At 55.6% G+C, this 20,331-nt stretch carries 25 protein-coding genes; 14 read left to right on the top strand and 11 right to left on the bottom strand.

The annotated features are described in order from the left end of the window. Positions 1-783, top strand: coding sequence for an alpha/beta hydrolase (locus tag CS910_RS09240; RefSeq protein ID WP_099211421.1), 783 nt, complete (start codon positions 1-3; stop codon positions 781-783). A 68-nt stretch (positions 784-851) separates the two neighbouring features. Beyond that, positions 852-2,906 carry a hypothetical protein gene (locus CS910_RS09245; RefSeq protein WP_099211423.1) on the top strand — a complete coding sequence of 685 codons (2,055 nt, stop codon included), beginning with the start codon at positions 852-854 and terminating at the stop codon, positions 2,904-2,906. Here the strand turns inward: CS910_RS09245 and CS910_RS09250 are convergent. After that, positions 2,899-3,918 (bottom strand): adenylosuccinate synthetase, encoded by a 1,020-nt coding sequence (locus tag CS910_RS09250; protein ID WP_099211425.1) that lies wholly within the window; start codon positions 3,916-3,918, stop codon positions 2,899-2,901. The two genes, CS910_RS09245 and CS910_RS09250, sit on opposite strands and share 8 nt — an antisense overlap. 158 nt (positions 3,919-4,076) lie before the next feature. On the opposite strand from CS910_RS09250, the gene CS910_RS09255 reads away from it, so the two are divergent. Both CS910_RS09255 and CS910_RS09260 read left to right on the top strand, forming a co-directional pair. After that, a complete protein-coding gene (locus tag CS910_RS09255) occupies positions 4,077-4,370 on the top strand; it encodes a hypothetical protein (RefSeq protein WP_158523833.1) in 294 nt (97 codons plus the stop codon). Between the two features lie 31 nt (positions 4,371-4,401). Beyond that, the gene (locus CS910_RS09260; RefSeq protein WP_099211429.1) at positions 4,402-5,322 is read left to right on the top strand and encodes an SDR family oxidoreductase; all 921 of its coding nucleotides are present in this window, start codon (positions 4,402-4,404) and stop codon (positions 5,320-5,322) included. Here the strand turns inward: CS910_RS09260 and CS910_RS09265 are convergent. The 4 genes from CS910_RS09265 to CS910_RS09280 all read right to left on the bottom strand — a co-directional run bounded on the left by CS910_RS09265 (position 5,307) and on the right by CS910_RS09280 (position 9,067). Then, complete coding sequence (locus CS910_RS09265) at positions 5,307-6,746, bottom strand: hypothetical protein (RefSeq protein WP_099211431.1); 1,440 nt, start codon at positions 6,744-6,746, stop codon at positions 5,307-5,309. The genes CS910_RS09260 and CS910_RS09265 overlap by 16 nt on opposite strands. Positions 6,747-6,831: 85 nt before the next feature. Then, entirely contained in the window at positions 6,832-7,245 is a 414-nt protein-coding gene (gene pfdA, locus CS910_RS09270; protein WP_099211433.1) for a prefoldin subunit alpha, read from the bottom strand. A 62-nt stretch (positions 7,246-7,307) separates the two neighbouring features. After that, positions 7,308-8,198 carry a nucleotide-binding protein gene (locus CS910_RS09275; RefSeq protein ID WP_099211435.1) on the bottom strand — a complete coding sequence of 297 codons (891 nt, stop codon included), beginning with the start codon at positions 8,196-8,198 and terminating at the stop codon, positions 7,308-7,310. Further along, complete coding sequence (locus tag CS910_RS09280) at positions 8,198-9,067, bottom strand: P-loop NTPase (protein ID WP_099211437.1); 870 nt, start codon at positions 9,065-9,067, stop codon at positions 8,198-8,200. Before CS910_RS09280 ends, CS910_RS09275 begins: the two co-directional genes overlap by 1 nt. A 106-nt stretch (positions 9,068-9,173) precedes the next feature. Between CS910_RS09280 and CS910_RS09285 the strand changes: the two genes are divergently transcribed. Genes CS910_RS09285 through CS910_RS09300 form a run of 4 tightly spaced genes read left to right on the top strand, consistent with a single transcriptional unit; the run spans position 9,174 to position 11,038 of the window. Next, positions 9,174-9,656: a ferritin family protein gene (locus CS910_RS09285; protein ID WP_223211978.1), complete on the top strand. Its 483-nt coding sequence runs from the start codon at positions 9,174-9,176 to the stop codon at positions 9,654-9,656. A 55-nt stretch (positions 9,657-9,711) separates the two neighbouring features. After that, entirely contained in the window at positions 9,712-10,122 is a 411-nt protein-coding gene (locus tag CS910_RS09290; protein WP_099211441.1) for a NifB/NifX family molybdenum-iron cluster-binding protein, read from the top strand. Positions 10,123-10,125: 3 nt separating this feature from the next. Further along, positions 10,126-10,557 (top strand): methyltransferase family protein, encoded by a 432-nt coding sequence (locus CS910_RS09295; RefSeq protein ID WP_099211443.1) that lies wholly within the window; start codon positions 10,126-10,128, stop codon positions 10,555-10,557. Beyond that, a complete protein-coding gene (locus tag CS910_RS09300; RefSeq protein ID WP_394346605.1) occupies positions 10,520-11,038 on the top strand; it encodes a DUF2250 domain-containing protein in 519 nt (172 codons plus the stop codon). The genes CS910_RS09295 and CS910_RS09300 overlap by 38 nt, the downstream gene beginning before the upstream one ends. 18 nt (positions 11,039-11,056) lie before the next feature. Here the strand turns inward: CS910_RS09300 and CS910_RS09305 are convergent, their stop codons facing one another. The 6 genes from CS910_RS09305 to gapN all read right to left on the bottom strand — a co-directional run bounded on the left by CS910_RS09305 (position 11,057) and on the right by gapN (position 17,017). Next, positions 11,057-11,449 carry a hypothetical protein gene (locus tag CS910_RS09305; RefSeq protein WP_099211447.1) on the bottom strand — a complete coding sequence of 131 codons (393 nt, stop codon included), beginning with the start codon at positions 11,447-11,449 and terminating at the stop codon, positions 11,057-11,059. Positions 11,450-11,584: 135 nt separating this feature from the next. Continuing rightward, the gene (locus CS910_RS09310) at positions 11,585-12,325 is read right to left on the bottom strand and encodes a Rossmann-like domain-containing protein (protein WP_099211449.1); all 741 of its coding nucleotides are present in this window, start codon (positions 12,323-12,325) and stop codon (positions 11,585-11,587) included. Then, positions 12,326-13,120 (bottom strand): ABC transporter ATP-binding protein, encoded by a 795-nt coding sequence (locus CS910_RS09315; protein ID WP_099211451.1) that lies wholly within the window; start codon positions 13,118-13,120, stop codon positions 12,326-12,328. Further along, on the bottom strand, positions 13,120-14,076 hold the full coding sequence (locus CS910_RS09320) for a FecCD family ABC transporter permease (RefSeq protein WP_099211453.1): 957 nt from the start codon (positions 14,074-14,076) through the stop codon (positions 13,120-13,122). Before CS910_RS09320 ends, CS910_RS09315 begins: the two co-directional genes overlap by 1 nt. Continuing rightward, a complete protein-coding gene (locus CS910_RS09325) occupies positions 14,073-15,182 on the bottom strand; it encodes an ABC transporter substrate-binding protein (protein ID WP_223211953.1) in 1,110 nt (369 codons plus the stop codon). Before CS910_RS09325 ends, CS910_RS09320 begins: the two co-directional genes overlap by 4 nt. Positions 15,183-15,490: 308 nt before the next feature. Further along, entirely contained in the window at positions 15,491-17,017 is a 1,527-nt protein-coding gene (gene gapN / locus CS910_RS09330; RefSeq protein WP_099211457.1) for an NADP-dependent glyceraldehyde-3-phosphate dehydrogenase, read from the bottom strand. Positions 17,018-17,142: 125 nt separating this feature from the next. Here gapN and tsaA point away from each other — a divergent pair, with 125 nt between their 5' ends. The 6 genes from tsaA to CS910_RS09360 all read left to right on the top strand — a co-directional run bounded on the left by tsaA (position 17,143) and on the right by CS910_RS09360 (position 20,291). Next, complete coding sequence (gene tsaA / locus CS910_RS09335; RefSeq protein ID WP_099211459.1) at positions 17,143-17,625, top strand: tRNA (N6-threonylcarbamoyladenosine(37)-N6)-methyltransferase TrmO; 483 nt, start codon at positions 17,143-17,145, stop codon at positions 17,623-17,625. Between the two features lie 65 nt (positions 17,626-17,690). Beyond that, complete coding sequence (locus CS910_RS09340) at positions 17,691-18,314, top strand: NifB/NifX family molybdenum-iron cluster-binding protein (RefSeq protein ID WP_099211461.1); 624 nt, start codon at positions 17,691-17,693, stop codon at positions 18,312-18,314. Between the two features lie 37 nt (positions 18,315-18,351). Continuing rightward, positions 18,352-18,582 carry a hypothetical protein gene (locus CS910_RS09345; protein ID WP_042690424.1) on the top strand — a complete coding sequence of 77 codons (231 nt, stop codon included), beginning with the start codon at positions 18,352-18,354 and terminating at the stop codon, positions 18,580-18,582. Between the two features lie 55 nt (positions 18,583-18,637). Then, a complete protein-coding gene (locus CS910_RS09350; RefSeq protein WP_099211463.1) occupies positions 18,638-19,108 on the top strand; it encodes a NifB/NifX family molybdenum-iron cluster-binding protein in 471 nt (156 codons plus the stop codon). A 45-nt stretch (positions 19,109-19,153) separates the two neighbouring features. Then, positions 19,154-19,462 (top strand): antibiotic biosynthesis monooxygenase, encoded by a 309-nt coding sequence (locus CS910_RS09355; protein WP_099211465.1) that lies wholly within the window; start codon positions 19,154-19,156, stop codon positions 19,460-19,462. 37 nt (positions 19,463-19,499) lie between these two features. Beyond that, entirely contained in the window at positions 19,500-20,291 is a 792-nt protein-coding gene (locus CS910_RS09360) for an SDR family oxidoreductase (RefSeq protein WP_099211467.1), read from the top strand. Positions 20,292-20,331 lie beyond the last annotated feature (40 nt).

The following is a 20,331-nucleotide window of genomic DNA, read 5'->3' on the forward strand; positions in this document are numbered from 1 at the left end:
ATGGAGGTTTACAAGGCCAAGTTCGGCGAACCAAAGCTTGGTTGGGTCATTCTCGTTCACGGCCTTGGAGAGCACAGTGGCAGGTACGGACGGCTGATTAGGGAGCTCAACGAGGCCGGCTTCGCGGTTTACGCCTTCGACTGGCCCGGACATGGCAAGAGCCCTGGGAAGAGGGGCCACACAAGCATTGAAGAGGCTATGGAAATAATTGATTACATAATTGAGGAATTAGGTGAGAAGCCTTTCCTCTTCGGTCACAGCCTCGGCGGTTTGACCGTCATCCGATACGCCGAAACGAGGCCCGATAAAATCCGGGGCGTAATAGCTTCGTCTCCTGCACTCGCCAAGAGCCCCGAGACGCCTGGCTTTATGGTGGTCCTCGCGAAGTTCCTCGGAAAGGTTGCCCCAGGGGTGGTCCTCTCCAACGGTATAAAACCGGAACTTCTCTCAAGGAACAAAGATGCCGTGAGGAGGTACGTTGAGGACCCGCTCGTCCACGACAGGATTTCGGCGAAGCTCGGAAGGAGCATCTTCGTTAACATGGAGCTGGCGCACCTCGAAGTGGAGAGAATAACAGTCCCGGTTCTCCTACTAGTTGGCACAGGAGACGTGATAACGCCCCCTGAAGGCTCGAGAAGGCTCTTTAAAAGGCTGAAGGTAAGCGACAAAACGCTCAGGGAGTTCGAAGGCGCTTACCATGAGATATTCGAGGACCCCGAGTGGGCGGACGAGTTCTATGGAACAATTGTTCGGTGGCTCGTGGATAGGGCTTACTCGGGGTGATAATTAACTCTTTTTTACGAGCCATAAACTATTTATTCTCCCCTGCCTATTCTCTAATGGGGGTTGCCATGTCATGGGAACCTTCGATGATATCCCTCGCACCAGAGGATTTCATAGTTGAGGGACTCGCCGAGCTTCTGAGTAAGGCAGGTTTCAGGGAAACCAGAAGAGAGTATAAGAGGAGGGGCAAAGCTCATCTCGTGATAGTCACCGGTGAAAGGGAGGACCCGTTCCAAGGAAAGGAAACTCTGGCAGTTGCGTTACTGCGGGGAAAGCCTCCAGAGAGTTGGCTCCGTAAGGCCCTACGCGGTGAGGACAAAACGTTTCTCGTAGCCCTTGACGGGCTCGAGTACAGTCTCGAGGGAGTTAATGTTCTCAGTCCAGACTGGCTCGCGGAGACCTTTAACCGCTATGCGATAGAGCCCCCGAGGACACTTCTTGAAAAGTTCCTTCCCCGCGAATACGAGGAAGAGGGCGTTCTCAAGGAGTTCGTTCTCGACGGTCCTCTTGTAGAGCCGCTGTCCAGCAAAAAGCTCGTTGATGAGGCCAAAAACGTCATCTCCTACAAATACGGCATCTCCAGGGAAGAAACCAGACTAAAAGAGCTACGGCTCGAGTTCAGGCCCGTATACATTGTATCCTGGGTGAGGGAAAGCGACAGCGGCAAGGCCTTCGTTGATGGGAAGCGAGTGGTGCTCAAAACAGAGGGCGAGCTGAAAGGTCTGGCAATGAAGGTCCTGCTGGAAGACGTTGCAACGGTATTGGCAACTGAGGTCAGGCTCAAAGAAGGGGAAGACCCCAGGAAGTTCGTAGTCGAGGAGGCGGCAAAGAGGGAATGGCTCGACCTTCGCGTTGTCCATTCGAGGAAGGCTTACGTTCCCGAGTCTGCGGTTGCGGTTTTCTCAATGGGACCGAACGAGGCCACGGTTGTGTTTGACTTTAAAAAGGGACGCGTGAGTGCAGAGGCGGAACCATTAAGCGAGGAGAGGCTCACAGAGCTCGCGAGAGATGTGGTTAGAGCGGAGATAGGAGAGGAGCCCCTCTCAATCGAGGTTGTTAGAAGGGGCCGCTTTACGGTCATGAGGGGAAAAACTGAACGCTACCTCTTCGAGGTCGAGCTCAACTCCTACAGCGGAAGCCTCAGGAGATTCCATCCGGCACTCACCGAAGAGGCCATGTTCGGGGTCGTCCTATCAAAGTACGACGGAGCCAGGGTAATAGGTGTTGAGAGGCGTTCAAACGCAGTGTTCATAGACCTTCTCACGGAGAAAGGCGTGCTTACTGTAAAGCTCGACCAGAGAACCGGGAACATCCTCGAGACCAGCAACCTTGGTGCTCCCATTGAGGTTCTGCGCAGAGTCGCAGGCGATATCGTTGAGGTCGCAAAAAACCTCGAACTGAAGGCCTGTCACGTAATAGACCACGGGATAGTTAAGGCCGAGTTCGAGGGAGAGGGGTTCAGGGCGTCCATAACATACGAGGGGGAAACTGGGAGAGTACTCGAAGAGGATCTGGAGATTGAGAAGAACATCGCAGTGGAAGTGGCACTGAGGAAGTACCGGGGATTCGCGCCGATATTCATCGAGGAATCCGAAGAGGGGTTCACAGTTACGCTTGAGGGGGACAGGAACGTCGTTAAGGTTTTCGTCTCCCGCTCTGGCGAAGTTGTGGAGCTCGACCGCTTCCTCAAGAAGGAGGTCGTTGAGGAAATTGCACTCTCCAAAATCCGCGAAGTTGAGCCGAGCCCCTCGATTGAGGGCCTCAAGCTGTCCAACCACTGGGAGGTAGAGTTCACCGGTGTAAAGGCCTTTGGAAGGCTGACGGTTCACAGGACGAGCGGGGAGGTTCTCGATTTTGACTACCAGTACATCGAAAGCACAATAGCGAAGTCGTTTGAGGAGTTCATTAGGACCACCTACGGAGATTCCATTGAAGTTGAGTGGGTGGCTCACAACATCGAGGAGGGCTACGCGGGAATAAAAGGGATTGGAAGGAGGGGAATTTACTTCGGCAAGTACAACACCCTAACCGGGGAGCTAATCGAGCACGACTTCATTCCAGGAAGCGGCATCACCTCAAAGATTAAACTGGCCCAGGTCGAGGGCAAGTACGCCGTCAAATGACGTCTCTCCTGTCGATGATGTGCTCCAGCTCGGGCCCGGTCTTTATGAGCCCTACAGGAACTCCAACCCTCTCCTCTATTTCTTCCACGAACTCCTTCGCCTTCTTCGGCAGTTTATCGTAATCGGTTACTCCGAAGGCGTTCTTATCGTACTTGTCGAGCATCGTGAGCGCTATCATAGTTGCCCCGTTGATTCTCGCGGAGTAGCGGGCGAACTCGAAGTCGAACCAGCCGACGCGCCTCCTCCTGCCGGTTACGGTTCCATACTCGACGAGACCAAGCTTTTCCGCTTCCTCCTGGTTCATCTCCGTCGGGAAAGGCCCGGCACCGACCCTCGTCGGAAAGCTCTTGAAGACGACTATGACGTCGTCAACCCTCGTCGGGCCTATTCCGACGTCGCTCGCTATCGCTGAGGCCGTGGTGTCCTTGGAGGTCACGTAGGGGTAAGTTCCATAATAAAGGCTCAGCCCAAAGCCCTGGGTTCCCTCGATGAGGACGAGCTTCCCCTCGTCGAGCGTATCGTTTACCTCTTCCGCCACGTCCGTTAGGTAGGGCTCGAGCTCTGGAATATCTCTCGCGAGCTTTGCCCTCCTCATGACCCTATCTGCATTGGCAGGTCCGCAACCGCTTCCCGTCGTTCCTATCTTCTCATGTAGGTGGCTGTTGGAGCGGTCGAGTTGCTTGTGCTTCTCCTCGATTATCGCGCAACGGTGGTCTATTCCAACCCTCTCGGCGACGTTGAAGTCCCTGAGATGCTCGAGTTCGTGGAAGAAGACCTCCGGGTCAACGAGGACACCGGCCCCAACGAGGAGCCTCGCTTTGGTCTGCATGAAACCCGTTGGGAGCTGTCTCACCGCGTACTTCTTTCCGTTGATAAAAACGCTGTGTCCGGCGTTCGTCCCAACGCCACCGCGCGCTATGACTTCGGGCTCGTCCTTCAGGGCAAGGTACGCTATGATAGAACCCTTACCCTCATCTCCCCATTGACCGCCAACAACGATGTAGCTCGGCATGGCTCCTTACCAAAGTTTAAGTCAATAAGGGCCTTATAATGGTTTCGAAGTTAACATTACAATGTCAATTTAGTGTCCCCCTGGCCCCGAAGTTTCAACGCTACGGAGCACAACCTTAAAGTACGTTGGTGCCCAATGTAGTAATGTGATGCCCAATGGTGAAGGCCCCCAAGGTTGACGTTAAGGTTGTCCTGGAAAACGGCAAGTTGCTTCTCGTTGAGTGTCCCAGCGAGAAGGTAATCTGCGAGTTCACCCTGGACGACCTTGCGGAGATTATCGAGTTCCGCTACGCAACGCCCTGGAACAAGAGTAAGGACATCCTTGAAAAACTCGTCATTATCATAAACGACCTCGTTAACGCTTACTCAAACGTTCCCGAGAGGCCCCCCACGAAGGAGGACCTGATGAAGGCCGTGAAGCTCAGGATGAGCTACTCGGAGAAAGAGACTTAAGGGGCCCGGTTCTACTCCCCTGGGGTTGAACATGAGGAACAAGCTAATCGTAGTCACCGGGGGAGCCGGCTTCATAGGCTCGCACATAGCCTGGGAGCTGGTCAAGGACAACGAAGTTATCGTTATTGACAACCTCTACACAGGTAAAGCCGAGAACGTTCCGCCCGGGGCGAAGCTGGTTAAGGCTGACATAAGGGACTACGAGGCGATAGCCGAACTGGTGAGCAACGCCGACTACGTCTTCCACGAGGCGGCCCAAGTGAGCGTCGTCGAGAGCATACGTGACCCTGTCTTCACCGAGGAGGTCAACGTTCTCGGAACCCTCAACATCCTCAGGGCTCTTCTTGATGGACACGGAAAGCTAATCTTCGCCTCCTCCGCCTCTGTCTACGGTGACAACCCCAACCTCCCGCTAAAAGAAACAGAACGGCCGAGACCGCTCTCGCCCTACGGCGTGACGAAGGCTACCGTTGAAGAATACCTTCGCGTTTACCACGAGCTCTACGGTTTACCGGTCGTTGCGCTCCGCTACTTCAACGTCTTCGGGCCAAGGCAGGGCTTCAACCAGTACGCGGGAGTGATAAGCATTTTCATCAACAAGGCCCTGGCAGGAGAGCCCCTCGTAATCTTCGGCGACGGCAAGCAGACGCGCGACTTCATCTACGTGAAGGACGTCGTCAGGGCCAACCTTCTCGTGGCCGAGAGCAAGCGTGCCAACGGAAGGATCTTCAACGTTGCAACCGGAAAACAGACGAGCATTCTCGAACTCGCGATGAAAATAATCGAGATAACCGGGACGACGAGCTCGATAATCTTTGACAAGCCGAGGCCAGGCGACATAAGGCACAGCCTCGCGGATATAACGGAAATCAAGAAGCTCGGCTTCGAGCCCGAGTGGAGCCTCGAAGAGGGACTTAAGAAGACGGTGGAGTGGTATCAGGGGCGGAAGTAGAGGGTGAAAGTGTAGGCCCCACTGGAAGGAGCAGAACACGTTGCGGGGAGGGATACTCTGGGGGGACTGCTCGCAAAGGGTCGGACGCCAATCCAGTAGTAGTGACTGCCACTATTGGCATTGTACTGCCCCAAGATGGGTGGAATTAGGGTTCCTCTAACTTTAGTAGAGTCAAGGAAGGTCCCGTTTAGATAAATGCCTATGTTTTTAGTCAGATTGTTGAAGGCCACTGAATACAATCCACTTGAGGATAGTGGAATGTTGTCATTCACCACACTATACGACCATAGGCTAAGCTGACTTGGATTGGTGCCCGCAAGCGTAACTGACCCGAGCTGATATGAATAAGATAACGTTGAAAATGATATCCAGTAATTGATACCGATTCCATACAGATAGTAGATACCCCTCCTATACCGATAAAATCCCAAAAACATCGGACCTGGATGATAGCTATTAGGAATATCTAAGTTGGCATAGGTATCAATGACGTAGCCTGTGTATCCAAGTGCGGAAATCCTTGAAAGATTCACACCAATCTGGTGTAACGTCATCTCGGACAGCCCTAAATTCCCGGTAAAGTTCCAAAATATCCTGTTTGGGTCAAAATACTGACTTGTCCCCGTTCCGTTGAGGTGTATTATTATCTCCCGCACGGAGTTAGCCGGCACGGTGTAGTTCACCCAGAACCATATTTTACCGTTTGCCGAGTCGTTGAATGCCCAGAAGTACAGCTGTTTTCCGGAGGAATCCGTTACGTAAACCTTTGAGAGATTGAGGATGCACGAGGGAGAAACCGTGAAGTTAACCACGTAGTCCCTCAGTTCCGGGTTTCCGGTGTTGTTAATCGTCACGTTTATCTGGGGAACGCCCACGGGTAGAGGAGAGTAGGAAGCAGAGCCAATGCCAATTCCTTCCGATGTAATGGAAATCCTCCCCGGGCACAGAGTAGTTCCTCCAGTTACTGTCCCTTCTGCGTTAACAATCTCTGGTTCCGGAGAATTTAAGAAAGGGGACACAATGTAGGTAGGACTGGCGTTCAACGTGAGCTGATACACTGCCCCGGCTGAGATACCTGAGTTCGTCGAGAACGTGGCTCTGACGACATCGAGGGTTGGATAAGCATCACCAAGGGAACGGTATCCTAAAATCTCAATTCTGGCGGTGAAATTGACCAGCCCACTCACGTCGTTGGAGAAAACAACGGAGGCCCCGGTGAGGGTCCACCTTTGTATCAACCCTCCTGATTTTGACCAGTGAAGGGTTATCGTCGCCCACCCTACTGGACTCTTTAGTTCACAGCTACCGCTTGTGATAGGCTGAACCCCAAGGGTGATGTTAGGAACAGCTAACCCTATCGTCACAAGGAGCACGAGGGGGAGGAAGAGCAGTAATGTGAACTTCTTAGACTTCAGACGACGCATCACCGAACATCGGCGAAAGGGCTTAAATCTTTAACCTTTTGGGGGCAAAGTAAAAGAATAGAACACCAAGAATCGTAACCAATCGTTAAGATTTGGTCGCCTGCAACTCCTGGGCCTTCCTCGCGAGCTCACCGAGTTGGGCCTCAAGCTTCTTCAGAGCTTCCTGGGTCTTCGCGATTGCCTCGTCGTACTCCTTTATACGCTCCTCGAGGTACCCGATGGCGCTATCGAGGTTCTTCTCGACGGCGTAGCCGGCTCCAACGCTCACAATCGCGTTCTCCTTGTCGGTTATCCTGCCCTTGAGGAAGGAACCGGCCCCAATCGGAACGAGGATTTCAACCTCCCCCTCGGTCTTCTTGAGCTCCTCCAGCGTCTCCTTAACGGCCTTAAACTCGTCCCTTCCGAGGGTGAGGAGCTCAAGGTTCTGGGCCAGCAACTGGGCCTGCGCCTGCAGGAGCTGATACTCGTAAGCGAGCTTCTCCATCTCCTTCTCAACCATCGCTACCACCGGAGAAACTACGGAGGGAGGCTTTTAAGGTTTGGGTTAAAAGAAAAGGGAAATCAGCCAAGGATTTCCTCAGCGATTCTCTCGGCAATCTCTTTGAGCGCTTTACTCGCCGGGCTGTCGGGGAAGGCCTCAACGACGGGTTTAAGCATCGCCATGCTCTTCGGAATGGCCCTGTCGTAGGGAACCTCGCCGATAACGGGAATTCCTTCGGCCTCGGCCCACTCCCTAAGGGCGGTAAAGCCCGGGTTCAGGTCGGCCTTGTTGATTATCAGGTAAGCCGGCTGTCTGAAGTGCTGGACGACCTTGTAGGCACGCTGAACGTCGCTGAGCGAGGCCGGCGTCGGCTCGGCAATCAGTATCGTTAAATCGGCCCCACCTATGCTCGCTATCACCTGACAGCCAATTCCCGCCGCGCTATCAACAATCATGTGCTCCAGGTTGAGCTCGTCCATCAGCTTCTTCGCCCACTCCTTCTCCTCGGTGACAAGCTTACCGCTCTCGGGCCTGCCGACGTCGAGCTGGGCCGAGATTATCGGGAAGCCGTACTTGGTGGTTGCCTTCCTGATGACGCCGGAGCGGGCCTGCTCAAGGGTTATAGTGCCCGGAACTGGGCAGACAAGGCCGCAGACGTTGCAACCCTCGCAGGTGAGCTCGTTGACGATGTAGTTACCGTCCTCGTCGATGTAGATGCTCTCGTAGGGACAGCGCTCGTAGCAGATTCCACAGCGGACGCAGGTCTCGGTGTTTATCCTGGCGACCTTAGCCCCGATGTGCTCGCGCTCCTCCTCCCACTCCTCAACGCCGAGGAGAAGGCCGAGGTTCGGCGCTTCGGCATCTGCATCGACCGCGATGAGCCTGTACCTATCCTTTAGGAAGTAGAGGAGCGACGCCGTTATCGTGCTCTTCCCGACGCCACCCTTACCGCTCGCAATGGCGACCTGCATCACTCATCACCTCCGAGGAAGCCGGCAACCTTCTCGGCCAGCTCGCGGAAGATTTTCGCCTCGGGAACGTCCTCCAGAACTATCGGCCTTCCGCTTACGTAGCTCCTCACGATGTTCTCACTGTAGGGAATTTCAGCGACGACCTCGGCGCCGTAGCTTTCGGCTATCTCCCTGACCTTCCCGACGTCACCGAGGTCCGAGCGGTTGACCACGACCCAGGTGTTGAGGCCCATCAGCTTCCCGAGCTGAAGGATGAGCTCGGTGTCGTGGATTCCGAGCGGGGTCGGCTCAGTGACCGCTATGAGGAGCCTTGACCCCTCTATGGCCTTCGAAACGGTGTTGCCGGTTCCTGCCGCCGTATCAACCATCAGGAGCTCGTAGTCGAGGTTTCTTGCCCTCTTCTTGGCCTCAACGACGAGGGGCATCGAGCGCTCTTCCCCTTCCCTCAGCTTCCCGGTGACGAGGGTAAAGCCGTAGGGCGTTTCCGTCACGTAGGTGTGGCCGATGACGCGGAAGGCTTCCTGAATAGCGCCGGGAACGGGACAGACTATTTCACAGGCCCGACAGCCCGAGCAGAGGTTCGGCATGAGAAAGGGCGTCCCGTCCTTCAGGGTTATTATCGCGTGCTCCTCGCAGACTTCCGCACACTTCCTGCACTTGGTACACTTTGAGTAGTCGAACTTCGGCATGAACTGGTTCACCGGTTCTTCCCCGGCCAGCTCAACGCCGAGGAGCAGGTGGTCGTTCGGCGCCTCGACGTCCAAGTCAGCTAAGACCAGCTTGAAGCGCCTCGCAAGCTCGACCGCGAGGTTAATCGCGACGGTTGACTTTCCGGTTCCTCCCTTTCCACCGCTCACGGCTATCTGCAAGCTCTCACCTCCGGAAATTAGGGAAGCCGAATTCCTTTTAAGCTTTGTGCATAATCACGAAAGTCGCGAAAGATTTTTATTCACTCAAGGTTATTAAAACTCGGTGATGGGCATGGAGAGCGTCGTTAGGCTAGAGAAAAAGAAGGCTGAAGTCTACAGAGCCTTACTTCCGCTCGTCCCGAGGGACTTCAGGGACGACCTGAAACTTCTTGCGAGCCACTCGGAGAGGAACGCGAAGCTCCTCGAGGGCGTTGAGATACCGGCCGACACGAAGGGCCTACGGGAGGTCGAGGTTGCCCTCGAGTTTCTCGAGAAGGCACTCGCCGACCCAGAAGCGACCGTTGAGGACTACTACCGCTACGCCATCGACGCGGAGGAAGCGACGGCAAAGCTTTACTCGGAGCTCAGCATGAGGGCTAAATCAGAAAAGACGAGGAGGCTCTTCCGCTGGCTGGCGGAGATAAGCAGGGAGCACGCCGAAATCCTGAGGAGGCACCTCGAGATGTGGGAGTTTATGCAGGAGAACGTTGAAGAGGAGGAGATTCCAGAGGATTTAATCGAGCAGTGGTTCGAGGACATCGACCTGTGATTAGGCTTCCCTAAATCTTTTTAAAGGGCCCATCGAGCTTTCACCGGTGATGCTCATGAGGTGCCTCAAGGTTGCGTTCGGAATGGAGGACGATAAACACTTGATAGACGCGCACTACGGCGACTCCGAGTTCTTCGCAATCTACGAGGTCTGCGAGGACGGGAGCGTGAGGCTCATCGAGAAGAGGCCGAACAAAGCTAAAGATTTTGAAGAGGAGCACGACGAGGGCCACGGCGACCCGAGGAAGTTCAAGGCTGTTGTGAGCCAGCTCCTCGACGTTGACGTCCTCGCCGCTTTCAGAATGGGGCCGAACTTCCTGAGGATTCGCGACAAGACCAACAAGGTCGCATTCTTCACGAGGACGAGGGATTTGAAGCTCGCCCTTCAGAGGCTCATTGAGAACTTCGACGACCTCTGGGGGCAGGTGCAGGCGAAGAAGGCCGAAAAGCCTCCAATCGAGGAGTGAACCATGCGCTTCTGGGGCATAGAGCCGAAGGTGGCGCTTTTCACTTTTCCCTACGCGCTCCTCGCCTTCTACCTGAACTCCGCCCTTGGACTCCGAACTCCGAGATTCCCGGAAGTTGGGGCGGTTCTCGTTATCGTCGGAGTCGCACTGTGGCTCATCTGCTACCTTCAGGTTTCAGGAGCTTACAGAGAAGGCAAACTGCTGACTGAAGGCTGTTATTCCCGTGTCAGGCATCCGATATACTCAATCTGGGGTCTCCTGATAATCCCCGGCTTCTCCCTCACCATATGCGGCTTCATGCTCGGCTTACCCCTGGTTTACTGGCTCGCCGTGGTGAAGTTTATAGGCGATGAAGAGAAGGTCCTTGAGGAGCGGTTCGGCGATGGGTGGCGGGAATATGCAGAAAGAACGCCCCGGTTCCTACCGAGGCTTTGAGCTCCTGCCGGTTCACCTCTACGTTCTCGCCCATCTGAAGAAAGCAGGCGTTGACTACGCCAAGATGATGGCGAAGGTGAGCGGTTTACCCCTTGAACTCATCGAAGATGCGATAAACGACCTCCTCGAGCTCGGGTTGATTGAGCGCGACTCGGGGAGCGCGATAAAGAGAAGCAGGGCGCGCTTCAAGAAGGCCTTCGAGGTTCACAAGCACCACACCTACTACCGCCTCTCCCGCAAGGGCGAGCTCTTCGTCCGCTCGATTGACGAAAGGTGGCTTAAGCGGTACTTCAACAGCCTCATTCCAGACGGCTGGAAGGTCGTTAACGCCCTTGCAGAAAGCAGGGACGTGAGGGAAGTGGGCAGAAAGGTTCAAATCGAAGAAGAAGCCCTTGAAGAGCTTAGGGTTCTTCGCTTCGTGACGGAAAAGGGCAGAAAAACGGAGTTCTTTAAGAGGCTGTGGGAGTTCGTTATGAAATGAAAAAACGAAAAGTCTGAATCAGCTCCCGTTCTCCTTTGCGGCAATTGCATTCTGCAGGAGATTAATTGCATTGGTGATATCAACGTAGGCAAGTCTAACGTGAAGGAACACGAAGTAGTCCCCAAGGCTGGCAAGGATGCAACCGCCGTTTGAGAGGTTCTTTGCGACTGCGATTTCCTTGGTGGCGTTTTCGTAGAGTGCAATGGCCTTGGAAAGGGTCTGGTTATCAACGCCCACCTGTACCGCCTTCTGGTACGTGGAGTTAAACGTCTGGACCATTGAGGTGTAGCTCCTGTAGTACCTAAGTGTGAGCCCTGCAACCGTTGAAGCAGACTGCGGTGAGAATGCCGCGGCGGTCACTGGCACTGCAACGAGAATCAAGAGAAGGAGCATTCCCGCAAGCTTTTTCATGATGTGTCACCCCCTTCATAGACTAATGCCTACCGTTCGTTATAAATTTTGTTATTGTACAACTCAGTTATGAAAAAGTTCACTGCTATACAGGATGGTCCCCCATCGTTCTGCTCTTTTTGAATGGCATTATATTTACATGACCACAACCACATACTTCCTGTTTCCCTCCTCGAAGCCCTTAAAGGAGCCGAGCTTGAGGCCGAGGAGGGCTTTCTTGATATCGACAACCTTCATCGCAGCGAGATGTGTCACGCCGGTTCCCCTGAGGAACTCCGGCAGAAGCTGGCCCGTCGGTCCGGTCAGGACGAAGAGCTTCGCCCTCTTTGCCCTCTCGAGGAGCATATCTATCGTTCCATTGACAAGGCAGCTGGCGCTCGCTATCACCGCATCCATCTCCGGCAGAAGGTGGTACTCAAGGGCATCGCTGAACGTGTCCTTGTCCCAGAGGCGGGCGTTTCTCTCGAAGACGTAGATTTCATAGCCTTTCTCCCCCAGCTCCCTCACGAGGGGCGGCATGTTGCCGATTAAGGCGACCTTTCCGGAGTTCTCGGGAATCAGCTCGAGCACGTCAACCCACTCCGCGCCGCTGAGGTCTATGTGGTACTGCGAGACAGCGTTTATGGCCGCGAGCCCGAGCGTCCTCTCGATGGCGTTTATACTGTCGGCCTTCCCTATGAAGGCCTCGAGCGAGGGCTCGGTTATCGAGTTTCGGTAGCGCTGCACCTCCTCGGGCAGGGTCATCGCAACCCCCAGTGCCATCTCCCCTTCGCCCTCAACGAGAACCCACGTGTAGGGAAGTGCAAACCCAAAGTCCACCAGCTCAAGGCCGTCGGCGAGCCTCAAAGCTTCGCGCTTGATTTTTCCGAGTAGCATTCAACCACCTCCAATCCATCGTTTTGCCTCAATAAAACCTTTGCCTGGAAGGATTAACCTCCTCCCATCAGTCCTCAGCTCCACAACATCCATATCGTATAAGCGCGAAATGTCCCCCGGGGTCACTACTTCGGTTGGACCCCAGCCCACGATTCGCCCCTGCCGCATCATGAAGATAACGTCGCAGAACTCGAGAGCCTGGTTCGGGTCGTGGAGGGAGAGGAGGGTGAGTTTATCGAGCTTCTTCGAGATTTTTTGTATTAAGGAAAGGACGAGGTACTGGTTCCTGAAGTCGAGGAAAGAAGTCGGCTCGTCAAAGAGGAGGAGCCTGCCGCCCTGGGCAATAGCACGCGCCACTATGACGAGTCTTTTTTGACCGCCGCTGAGCTCGCTGAACGGTCTTTCCGCGAGTTTTTCAAGGCCAAGATTTCGAAGGGCATCAAGAGCAATCCGAACATCCTCATCCCCCGGCCCGCATAGGGGGTTCACGTGGGGGTTTCTTCCCATCAGAACAACGTCGATAACGCGGTAGGGGAAGGCAACGTTGAACTCCTGGGGCGCATAGCTCACAAGCCTCGCGCGCTCCCGGTAATCAAGGGAGGTCAGCTCAACCCCGTCCAGCTCTATACTCCCCTTCTGAGGCGCCAGCACGCCGGCAATGCACTTTAGCAGGGTGCTCTTTCCAGCCCCGTTGGGACCGAGCAGACAGCCAACCCCACCATCGAGCTCGAAAGTCACGTCCCTCAGCACTTCTCCACTGCCGTAGGAAAAACTCACATCGCTGACGTTCAGCATCACCAGCGCCTCCTGATAATGTAGTTGCTCTTTGAGAGAACCAAGAGGAGGAGCGGACCACCAACGAGAGACGTCACTACTCCTATAGGAATTTCCCCCGGTGTGAGGCTCCTAGCGATGTCATCACATATCAGCATGATAACGGCCCCTGCCAGAGCGGTAGCGGGGGCGAGGGAGCGGTTGTCGTGGCCTACAATCAGCCTCGCCACGTGGGGAGCTATCAGGCCAACCCATCCGACCATGCCGGCGACGGCAGTCGTTGCGGAGATTGATAGGGTCGAGAGCCCTATGAAAATGGCCCGGAACCTGCTGATGTCAAGCCCAAGAGCCCTGGCCTCATCGCCGAGGCTCATGACGTTAAGAGGCCAGCGGAGTAGGATTATCCCGACCGTTCCCACGAGCATCGGTGCGGTGAAGGGAACGATATCACCCCACCTCACGCCCGCAAAGCTACCGAGGAGCCAGAAGGTTATCGCGGGAAGCTTGTTGTAGGGGTCCGCAACGTACTTGGCGAACCCGACGAAGGCCTGGAAGAGCGCCGAAACCGCCATGCCAACGAGAACAAGGCCCAGAGTCCCACCCCGAATTAGCCTTTGCAGTCTCCACACTATGACCAAGGCGAGTATTCCCCCAATGAACGCAGAGAGCTGTATTGTTAGCGGGTTAAATCCTAGGTACAGAATCGCCAGAACTGCCCCAAAGGCGGAACCGCTGGTAACTCCAACGATGTTGGGGCCCGCTAGAGGGTTTCTGAAAACGTTCTGAAGGGCCAATCCCGCCGTGGCAAGGGCCGCTCCAGATAAGGAAACGGCCACTGCCCTGGGCAGGCGTATGTCCACGAGTATCGTTCTCTCAACCCCGTTTGAGGGGAGGGGTAGGAAAAGGTACCTGCCGGTGAGCAGGTAAAGCAGGAAAACCAATGAAAAAATCAGCGAATAGAGAAAACGCCTCCTCATGGCATATCCCCAACTATTTTAACCTCCTTCGGGTTTATCCCGTAGAATTTGCTGTAAAGCTGGTCAGCCTTTGCGGTAACGTTCAAGTCGCTGAAGAGGGATGGATGGAAGAGCTTCGCCATCCAGTAGAGACCAAGGACCCACTTCGGCCCAAAGTCCCAGCTCTCCCCGTCGTTGGGCATCGCGTAGACCTTCCCATCCTCCACGGCCTTCACGGCCTTCCATGCAGGGTCACTGAGTATCTCCTCCTTGGCCTTTGTTGCTGGGAACTTTGGCCAATAGCTTACCACTATTATGATATCGGGGTCCCACTTGGCAACCTGTTCGGCATCCACGACGTTCCATCCACCTGAGAGGTTCGCGGAGACGCTAATTCCCCCTGACATTTCTATCAGCCTGTTCTGGAAGAAGTCCCTGCCCGGTGCCTTGAAGACCTTGTCCTTCATGCTGTACTCGAGTAAGAGGACCCTTGGACGCTTTGAACCGGGCAACTTCGAGGTTCTGTTCGTCACAAATGACACCGCCCCCTCGTAGAAAGATACTATCTCACTCGCCTTCTTTTCCTCCCCGAGAATCTTACCGATTATCTCAACACCCTTTGTGAAGTTCTTGACGCTCTCAAGGTTGAGAACCACGACGGGAATGCCGAGTGACTCAATCTGCTCGTTCAGTCGCGGGTCTCCCCAGTAGGCCGTGAAAACGACCTCCGGGTTGAGTTTTTCTATTGTCTCAACGTTTGCCTTGCGCGGACTGCCAACGAAAACCATCCTCTTCTCAGAACCCGGGTCTACCAGATGAATGAACCCGTCGTGTAGCGCGAGGGGCGTGCTCCCGACCACTTTCTTTCCCTGAGTGACGCCGAAGAGGTAGATAACCTGAGTGGCTATTCCGTAGAGTGAGACTATTTTATTAACGGGTTCTTTAATCTTGATGGAATTCCCAGACATGTCCGTGACGGTGAGGTATCCTGAAGAAGACGTGTCCGTGGAGGTTTTCTGGGTTCCTGAACCGGAGATGCACCCGCTTGAGAACACCGACAAAACAACCAGAAACATCAGCATCAACGTCAGAGCCCCACTTACCTTCGACCATCCCACTGGGACCACCGACATAAGTCCCCACGGCATATTTTTAACAATTTGCGTAAACAAAAAAGTTTAAATAAACAGAAGTGTTTACACGGGCTGGAACGGCCTCCCCCAGTCCTCGACCGGGACGGTGGTTTCTTTAATCGTCCGCGGGTTGAGCCAGAAGCCGGCCTTGTCGTTCGTTCCGCTGTGCCTCGTGCCTCCGAAGGGCTGTCTGCCTACTATCGCGCCGGTCGGCTTGTCGTTGATGTAGAAGTTTTAGAGCCTTGGCTTAAACAATTTATGCAACTAAAAAGGTTTTCGTTAAAAAGAAATGTTTTCATAGTTCACATGTAGCTCCAGATGCCCTTGCCCCTGTAGTTCTTGACGATGGTCTTCGTCGTCGTGAGGGTCTCGAGGGAGTAGCCTATGCCCTCCCTGCCGATTCCGCTGTCCTTCATGCCGCCGAAGGGGTAGTAGCCTATGCCGTGCCTCGGGAACTCGTTGATGAACACCGCGCCAACCTCAAGCTTCCTCGCGACCTTTCTCGCGCGCTCGTCGCTCCCGCTGAAGACCGCCGCGTCGAGCCCAAAGCGGGAGGAGTTGGCAACGCCTATCGCTTCCTCGTCGCTCCTGACCTTAACGAGGAGCGTCAGCGGGCCAAAGACGTCCTCCTGAAATGCCCTGAGCTTCTGGAGCGTTTCCCTGTCCACTTCAAGGAGGACCGGCCAGACGTAGGTTCCCTCACGCCTGAACTTCGTCAGCGGGACGGCGCCCTTGTCCACAGCATCCCTGTAGACTTCTTCAATCGCTTCGGCGCTCTTCTCGTCAATCAGCGGGCCCATCACGGCGTTCTCGTCCTCGAGCGGGTTCTTGGGCTCTATCTTTGACAGCTCCTCGACGAGTTTTGCCCTGAGGTCGGAGTAGATGCCGCTCTCCGCTATAATCAGCCTTATCGCGTCGCACCTCTGGCCGGAGTAGCTCACCATGCCCTTTACGAGCTTCTCGACGGTCTCCTCGAGCGGTGCGTCGTCGAGCACTATGGCCGGATCCTTGCCGCCGAGCTCCATGTGGTAGGCCTTTATCCCCCCGACCGCGAGGATGTGCTCCCCGACCTCGGTGCTGCCGGTGAACGTGACCGCCCTTATGCGTCTGTCCGCGACGACGGAGTCCATGAGCCTCCCGGGGATTGTGAGGAGCTGATACGCCTTGGGAGGAATCCCGGCGAGCTGGAGAACCCTCGTGAAGAGCAGCGGCGCGAGCGGGTCGAGGGAGGCAGGCTTGAGCAGGACCGCGTTTCCGGCGAGGAGCGCGGGTATCACCTTCGTGGCCGAGATGAAGAGCGGGTAGTTGTAGGGACTTATCGCCAAAACCACCCCGTAGGGCTCCCTCTTGACTATGCCCTCACTCTCCAGCGTTTCCTCACTCCAGTCGCCGGGTATGTAGTCGCCGACGAGCTTCCTGAACTCCATCGTCGTCTTCTCAAGCCTCTCAACCGTCGCCCTGACCTCGCCCCTCGCGTTGGAGAGGGGCTTCCCGGCGTCAAGGATGAGCGCCGTGACGAAGTCCTCAAACGCGTCCCTTATGAGGCACGCCGCCTTCAGGAAGGCCTTGACGCGCCTGTCCCCGGGGGTCTCCCTGATGGCAGACCTGCCCCTCTCGTATGCCGTGGAGACGGCTTTCCTCGCGAGGTCGCCGTCGGCGAGGCTCACGCGAGCTATGACGCTCCCGTCAATCGGGCTCCTGACTTCCGCGGTTCTGCCGGTGAACAGCCACTCCCCATCCACGTAGGTGGCGAACTCTGGAACCCCGTCCTCGCCCTCGCGCCACACTACCCTGAAGAGCTCGGACTTCGGTCTGAAGGGGCCAACCATGATATCACCCAAAGTGATACCGAGCTTGAGTTTAAACGTTTTTCGCAAACATTTCTGTTTTTGATAAGCATTATTGTTTACCCAAACGGGCTTAAGCCGGAGCCCCAAGGGAGAGCGGTGGTACCATGGAAATCTGCTACCGGCCGATTGGGGTCATTCACAGCCCCTTCCGAGAGCCTAATGGAGTTCCGATTCAACCTTCGGCCGCGAAGGGGATTCGCGGAACCGTGGAGGTGTTCCCGGAGTACGCGGACGGGCTGAAGGACATCGAGGGCTTCTCGCACGTAATCCTGATTTACCACTTCCACCTCGCGAGGCCCGGGGAGCTAATCGTCAGGCCGTACATGGACGACGAGGGGCACGGCGTCTTCGCGACGAGGGCACCTGGCAGACCGAACCCGATAGGGCTCTCCGTTGTGCGTTTGCTCGAAGTTCGGGGAAGGCGGCTCACTGTGGAGAACATTGACGTCCTCGACGGGACTCCCCTGCTTGATATAAAGCCCTACGTGCCGGAATTCGATGTTCACCGGGTTGAAAGAATCGGATGGCTTGAGAAAAACGTCCACAAACTTTCAGAGGCGAGGGACGACGGGCGCTTCACGCGTTAGGGTCGCCGAAAAGTTTATAAGTCTGTGCATATGCACAAAATAACAGAAGGAAGGAGGTGGTAAAGATGAAGATTGCGATACCTACCAACGGAGGAGGACTGAACGATACCGTTGCTCCCGTCTTCGCGAGGGCGCCCGCGTTCCTCATAGTTGATGTCGACGAGAACGGAAACGTCACCAACGAGAAGGTCATTCAGAACCCCGCTGCCAACGCCGCCGGAGGTGCCGGACCGCTGGCAGTTCAGACCCTCATCAACGAGGGCGTTGAGGCAATAGTCGCCCCGCAGGTCGGCCCGAATGCCCTTGGAGCCATTCAAGCCGCGGGCATAAGGCTCTACCAGGTCACTCCAGGAACCCCAGTCGAGGAGGCCATCAAAGCCATTACCAGCGGAAGCGCCCCGAGCGCGAGCACTGCCGTTCCAGCACCGGCCTACGGACCGTACCCCGCCGCACCCACAACTCCCGCGACCCCGACCGCCCCAGCGTACCCGGCTTACCCGCCCTACGGCTACGGCTTCGGCCCGGGAAGGGGCTGGGGAAGAGGCTGGGGACGCGGTAGAGGTTTCGGACGCGGTTTCGGCCGGGGCTGGGGAAGAGGAGGAAGAGGCTGGGGCGCGAGGCTCGGCTACTGCCCCTGGACCGGCCAGCCAAGCAGGAGAATCCTCCGCTGGCTCTACGGCTGGTGGTGAGTTCTCCTCTTTCTTTTAATTGGTTGGAGGTTCAAAGATGCCGCGGGGAATGGGCAGGGGCTACGGAAGGAGAGGTTACTACGGCAGAACCTTTTACCCGTTTGGGGGCTTCTACGGAATCCTCGACCTGCTAATCCTGTTAGGGATACTCTACTTCCTGTTCAAACTCTTCATAGTCGCCCTTCCGTACGCCCTCGGACTCGTCGTGTTGTTGCTCCTCCGCTCGTTCCTGAGGGGAAACCGTTTCCGGTTCTGCGGGCCTTTTTGAGCCTATGCAAAATTTTTTAAGTTCGGGTTACCTAAATCAACCGGAGGTGATGTGAATGAGGATTATTGTGTCCACTATAAACGGCGGACTCGACGACCGCGTTAACCAAGCCTTTGGAAGAACTCCGACCTTCACGATTGTCGACGTCGAGAACGGGGAGATAGTGAACGTCCAGGTCGTCCCGAACCCGGGCTACTCCCAGCCGAGGGGAGCGGGCGTTACCGCGGCGCAGTTCGCCATTGACCAGGGAGCTGATGCAGTAATAGCGGGCCAGTTCGGGCCAAACTCCTACGGCGTCCTTCAGGCGGCAGGCATAAGAATGTACTCAGCTCCCCCGACCATGACCGTCAGGGAAGCCGTTGAGGCGCTCCTCCGCGGTGAACTCCAGCCCGGAATTCAGGGAGGTGCAGGAATGGGTCCCGGCGGTGGCATGGGAATGGGCCGTGGCATGGGCAGGGGCATGGGTCGCGGCGGAGGAATGGGAAGAGGTCGCGGTATGGGCCGCGGAAGGGGCGGCTGGTACTGAGCCTTTTTATATCCCTTTCTCTCTTTATGTATCCTGTGATTGCTCATGGCGATTGTTAGACTCTGGCACGGGAAGGTTCCGGTTGAGAAGGCCGATGAGTATGAAAAGTTCCTCATCGAGAGGGCGGTTCCGGACTACGGCTCCGTTGAGGGCCTTTTGAAGCTCTACTTCACGAGGAGGGACGAAGGGGACGTTGCCCACTTTCTCCTCATAACGGTCTGGGACTCGATGGAGGCCATAAAGCGCTTCGCCGGCGAAAACCCCGAGCTGGCAAAGTATTACCCCGAAGACGATGAATTTCTCCTTGAAAAGGAGAAATACGTCCAGCACTACAGAGTTTTCTACGAGAAATAATTTTATGCTCAAAGATAAAAACTTCATCGGTGATACCATGCTGGGTATAGACCTATCCGGACGGCTGGCCTTCACAACCGCCTCGAGCAAGGGAATAGGCTTCGGCGTCGCGAGGGTCCTGGCAAAGGCCGGCGCTGACGTAATCCTTCTCTCAAGGAGTGAGGAGAACCTCAAAAAGGCGCGGGAGAAAATACGGGGCGAAAGCGACGTCGAGGTGCACTACATAGTCGCGGACCTCACGAAGCGAGGGGACCTTAAGAGAGCGGTTCGAGAGCTCGAGAACATAGGGGAGCCAGATATATTCTTCTTCTCGACCGGCGGGCCCAAGCCGGGCTACTTTATGGAGATGGACATGGAAGACTGGGAAAGCGCCGTCAACCTGCTCCTCTATCCGGCGGTCTACCTCACCAGGGCCCTCGTTCCCGCGATGGAAAGGAAGGGCTTTGGCAGGATAGTTTACTCCACGAGCGTCGCCATAAGAGAGCCGATTCCCAACATTGCCCTTAGCAACGTCGTCAGAATCTCGATGGCGGGCCTCGTGAGGACCCTCGCGAAGGAGCTCGGGCCAAAGGGCATAACGGTCAACGGAATAATGCCCGGCATAATCAGGACCGACAGAATGATTCAGCTCGCCCAGGACAGGGCAAAGAGGGAAGGAAAGAGCGTCGAAGAAGCTTTAAGGGACTACGCGAAGCCGATACCCCTCGGAAGGCTCGGAGAGCCCGAGGAGATAGGTTACCTCGTCGCATTCCTTGCGAGCGACCTGGGAAGCTACATCAACGGCGCGATGATTCCCGTTGACGGAGGGAGGCTGAACTCGGTCTTCTGAAGCAAATCCTTTTCAATTCTTCTACAGTACGTTAACGTGG

Origin of the sequence: Thermococcus henrietii (genome assembly GCF_900198835.1) — an archaeon.
GTDB lineage: Archaea > Methanobacteriota_B > Thermococci > Thermococcales > Thermococcaceae > Thermococcus > Thermococcus henrietii.

Bases quoted from the DNA above. Each gene is read 5' to 3' on its own strand.
- CS910_RS09245 (WP_099211423.1), top strand. From the start codon at position 852: ATGTCATGGGAACCTTCGATGATATCCCTCGCACCAGAGGATTTCATA.
- CS910_RS09275 (WP_099211435.1), bottom strand. From the start codon at position 8,198: ATGCAGGTCGCCATTGCGAGCGGTAAGGGTGGCGTCGGGAAGAGCACG.
- tsaA (WP_099211459.1), top strand. From the start codon at position 17,143: ATGGAAATCTGCTACCGGCCGATTGGGGTCATTCACAGCCCCTTCCGA.
- CS910_RS09315 (WP_099211451.1), bottom strand. From the start codon at position 13,120: ATGCTGAACGTCAGCGATGTGAGTTTTTCCTACGGCAGTGGAGAAGTG.
- CS910_RS09320 (WP_099211453.1), bottom strand. From the start codon at position 14,076: ATGAGGAGGCGTTTTCTCTATTCGCTGATTTTTTCATTGGTTTTCCTG.
- CS910_RS09295 (WP_099211443.1), top strand. From the start codon at position 10,126: ATGCGCTTCTGGGGCATAGAGCCGAAGGTGGCGCTTTTCACTTTTCCC.
- CS910_RS09240 (WP_099211421.1), top strand. From the start codon at position 1: ATGGAGGTTTACAAGGCCAAGTTCGGCGAACCAAAGCTTGGTTGGGTC.
- pfdA (WP_099211433.1), bottom strand. From the start codon at position 7,245: ATGGTTGAGAAGGAGATGGAGAAGCTCGCTTACGAGTATCAGCTCCTG.
- CS910_RS09310 (WP_099211449.1), bottom strand. From the start codon at position 12,325: ATGCTACTCGGAAAAATCAAGCGCGAAGCTTTGAGGCTCGCCGACGGC.
- CS910_RS09290 (WP_099211441.1), top strand. From the start codon at position 9,712: ATGAGGTGCCTCAAGGTTGCGTTCGGAATGGAGGACGATAAACACTTG.
- CS910_RS09345 (WP_042690424.1), top strand. From the start codon at position 18,352: ATGCCGCGGGGAATGGGCAGGGGCTACGGAAGGAGAGGTTACTACGGC.
- CS910_RS09360 (WP_099211467.1), top strand. From the start codon at position 19,500: ATGCTGGGTATAGACCTATCCGGACGGCTGGCCTTCACAACCGCCTCG.
- CS910_RS09250 (WP_099211425.1), bottom strand. From the start codon at position 3,918: ATGCCGAGCTACATCGTTGTTGGCGGTCAATGGGGAGATGAGGGTAAG.
- CS910_RS09355 (WP_099211465.1), top strand. From the start codon at position 19,154: ATGGCGATTGTTAGACTCTGGCACGGGAAGGTTCCGGTTGAGAAGGCC.
- CS910_RS09265 (WP_099211431.1), bottom strand. From the start codon at position 6,746: ATGCGTCGTCTGAAGTCTAAGAAGTTCACATTACTGCTCTTCCTCCCC.
- CS910_RS09305 (WP_099211447.1), bottom strand. From the start codon at position 11,449: ATGAAAAAGCTTGCGGGAATGCTCCTTCTCTTGATTCTCGTTGCAGTG.
- CS910_RS09350 (WP_099211463.1), top strand. From the start codon at position 18,638: ATGAGGATTATTGTGTCCACTATAAACGGCGGACTCGACGACCGCGTT.
- CS910_RS09260 (WP_099211429.1), top strand. From the start codon at position 4,402: ATGAGGAACAAGCTAATCGTAGTCACCGGGGGAGCCGGCTTCATAGGC.
- CS910_RS09340 (WP_099211461.1), top strand. From the start codon at position 17,691: ATGAAGATTGCGATACCTACCAACGGAGGAGGACTGAACGATACCGTT.
- CS910_RS09285 (WP_223211978.1), top strand. From the start codon at position 9,174: ATGGGCATGGAGAGCGTCGTTAGGCTAGAGAAAAAGAAGGCTGAAGTC.
- gapN (WP_099211457.1), bottom strand. From the start codon at position 17,017: ATGGTTGGCCCCTTCAGACCGAAGTCCGAGCTCTTCAGGGTAGTGTGG.
- CS910_RS09300 (WP_394346605.1), top strand. From the start codon at position 10,520: ATGCAGAAAGAACGCCCCGGTTCCTACCGAGGCTTTGAGCTCCTGCCG.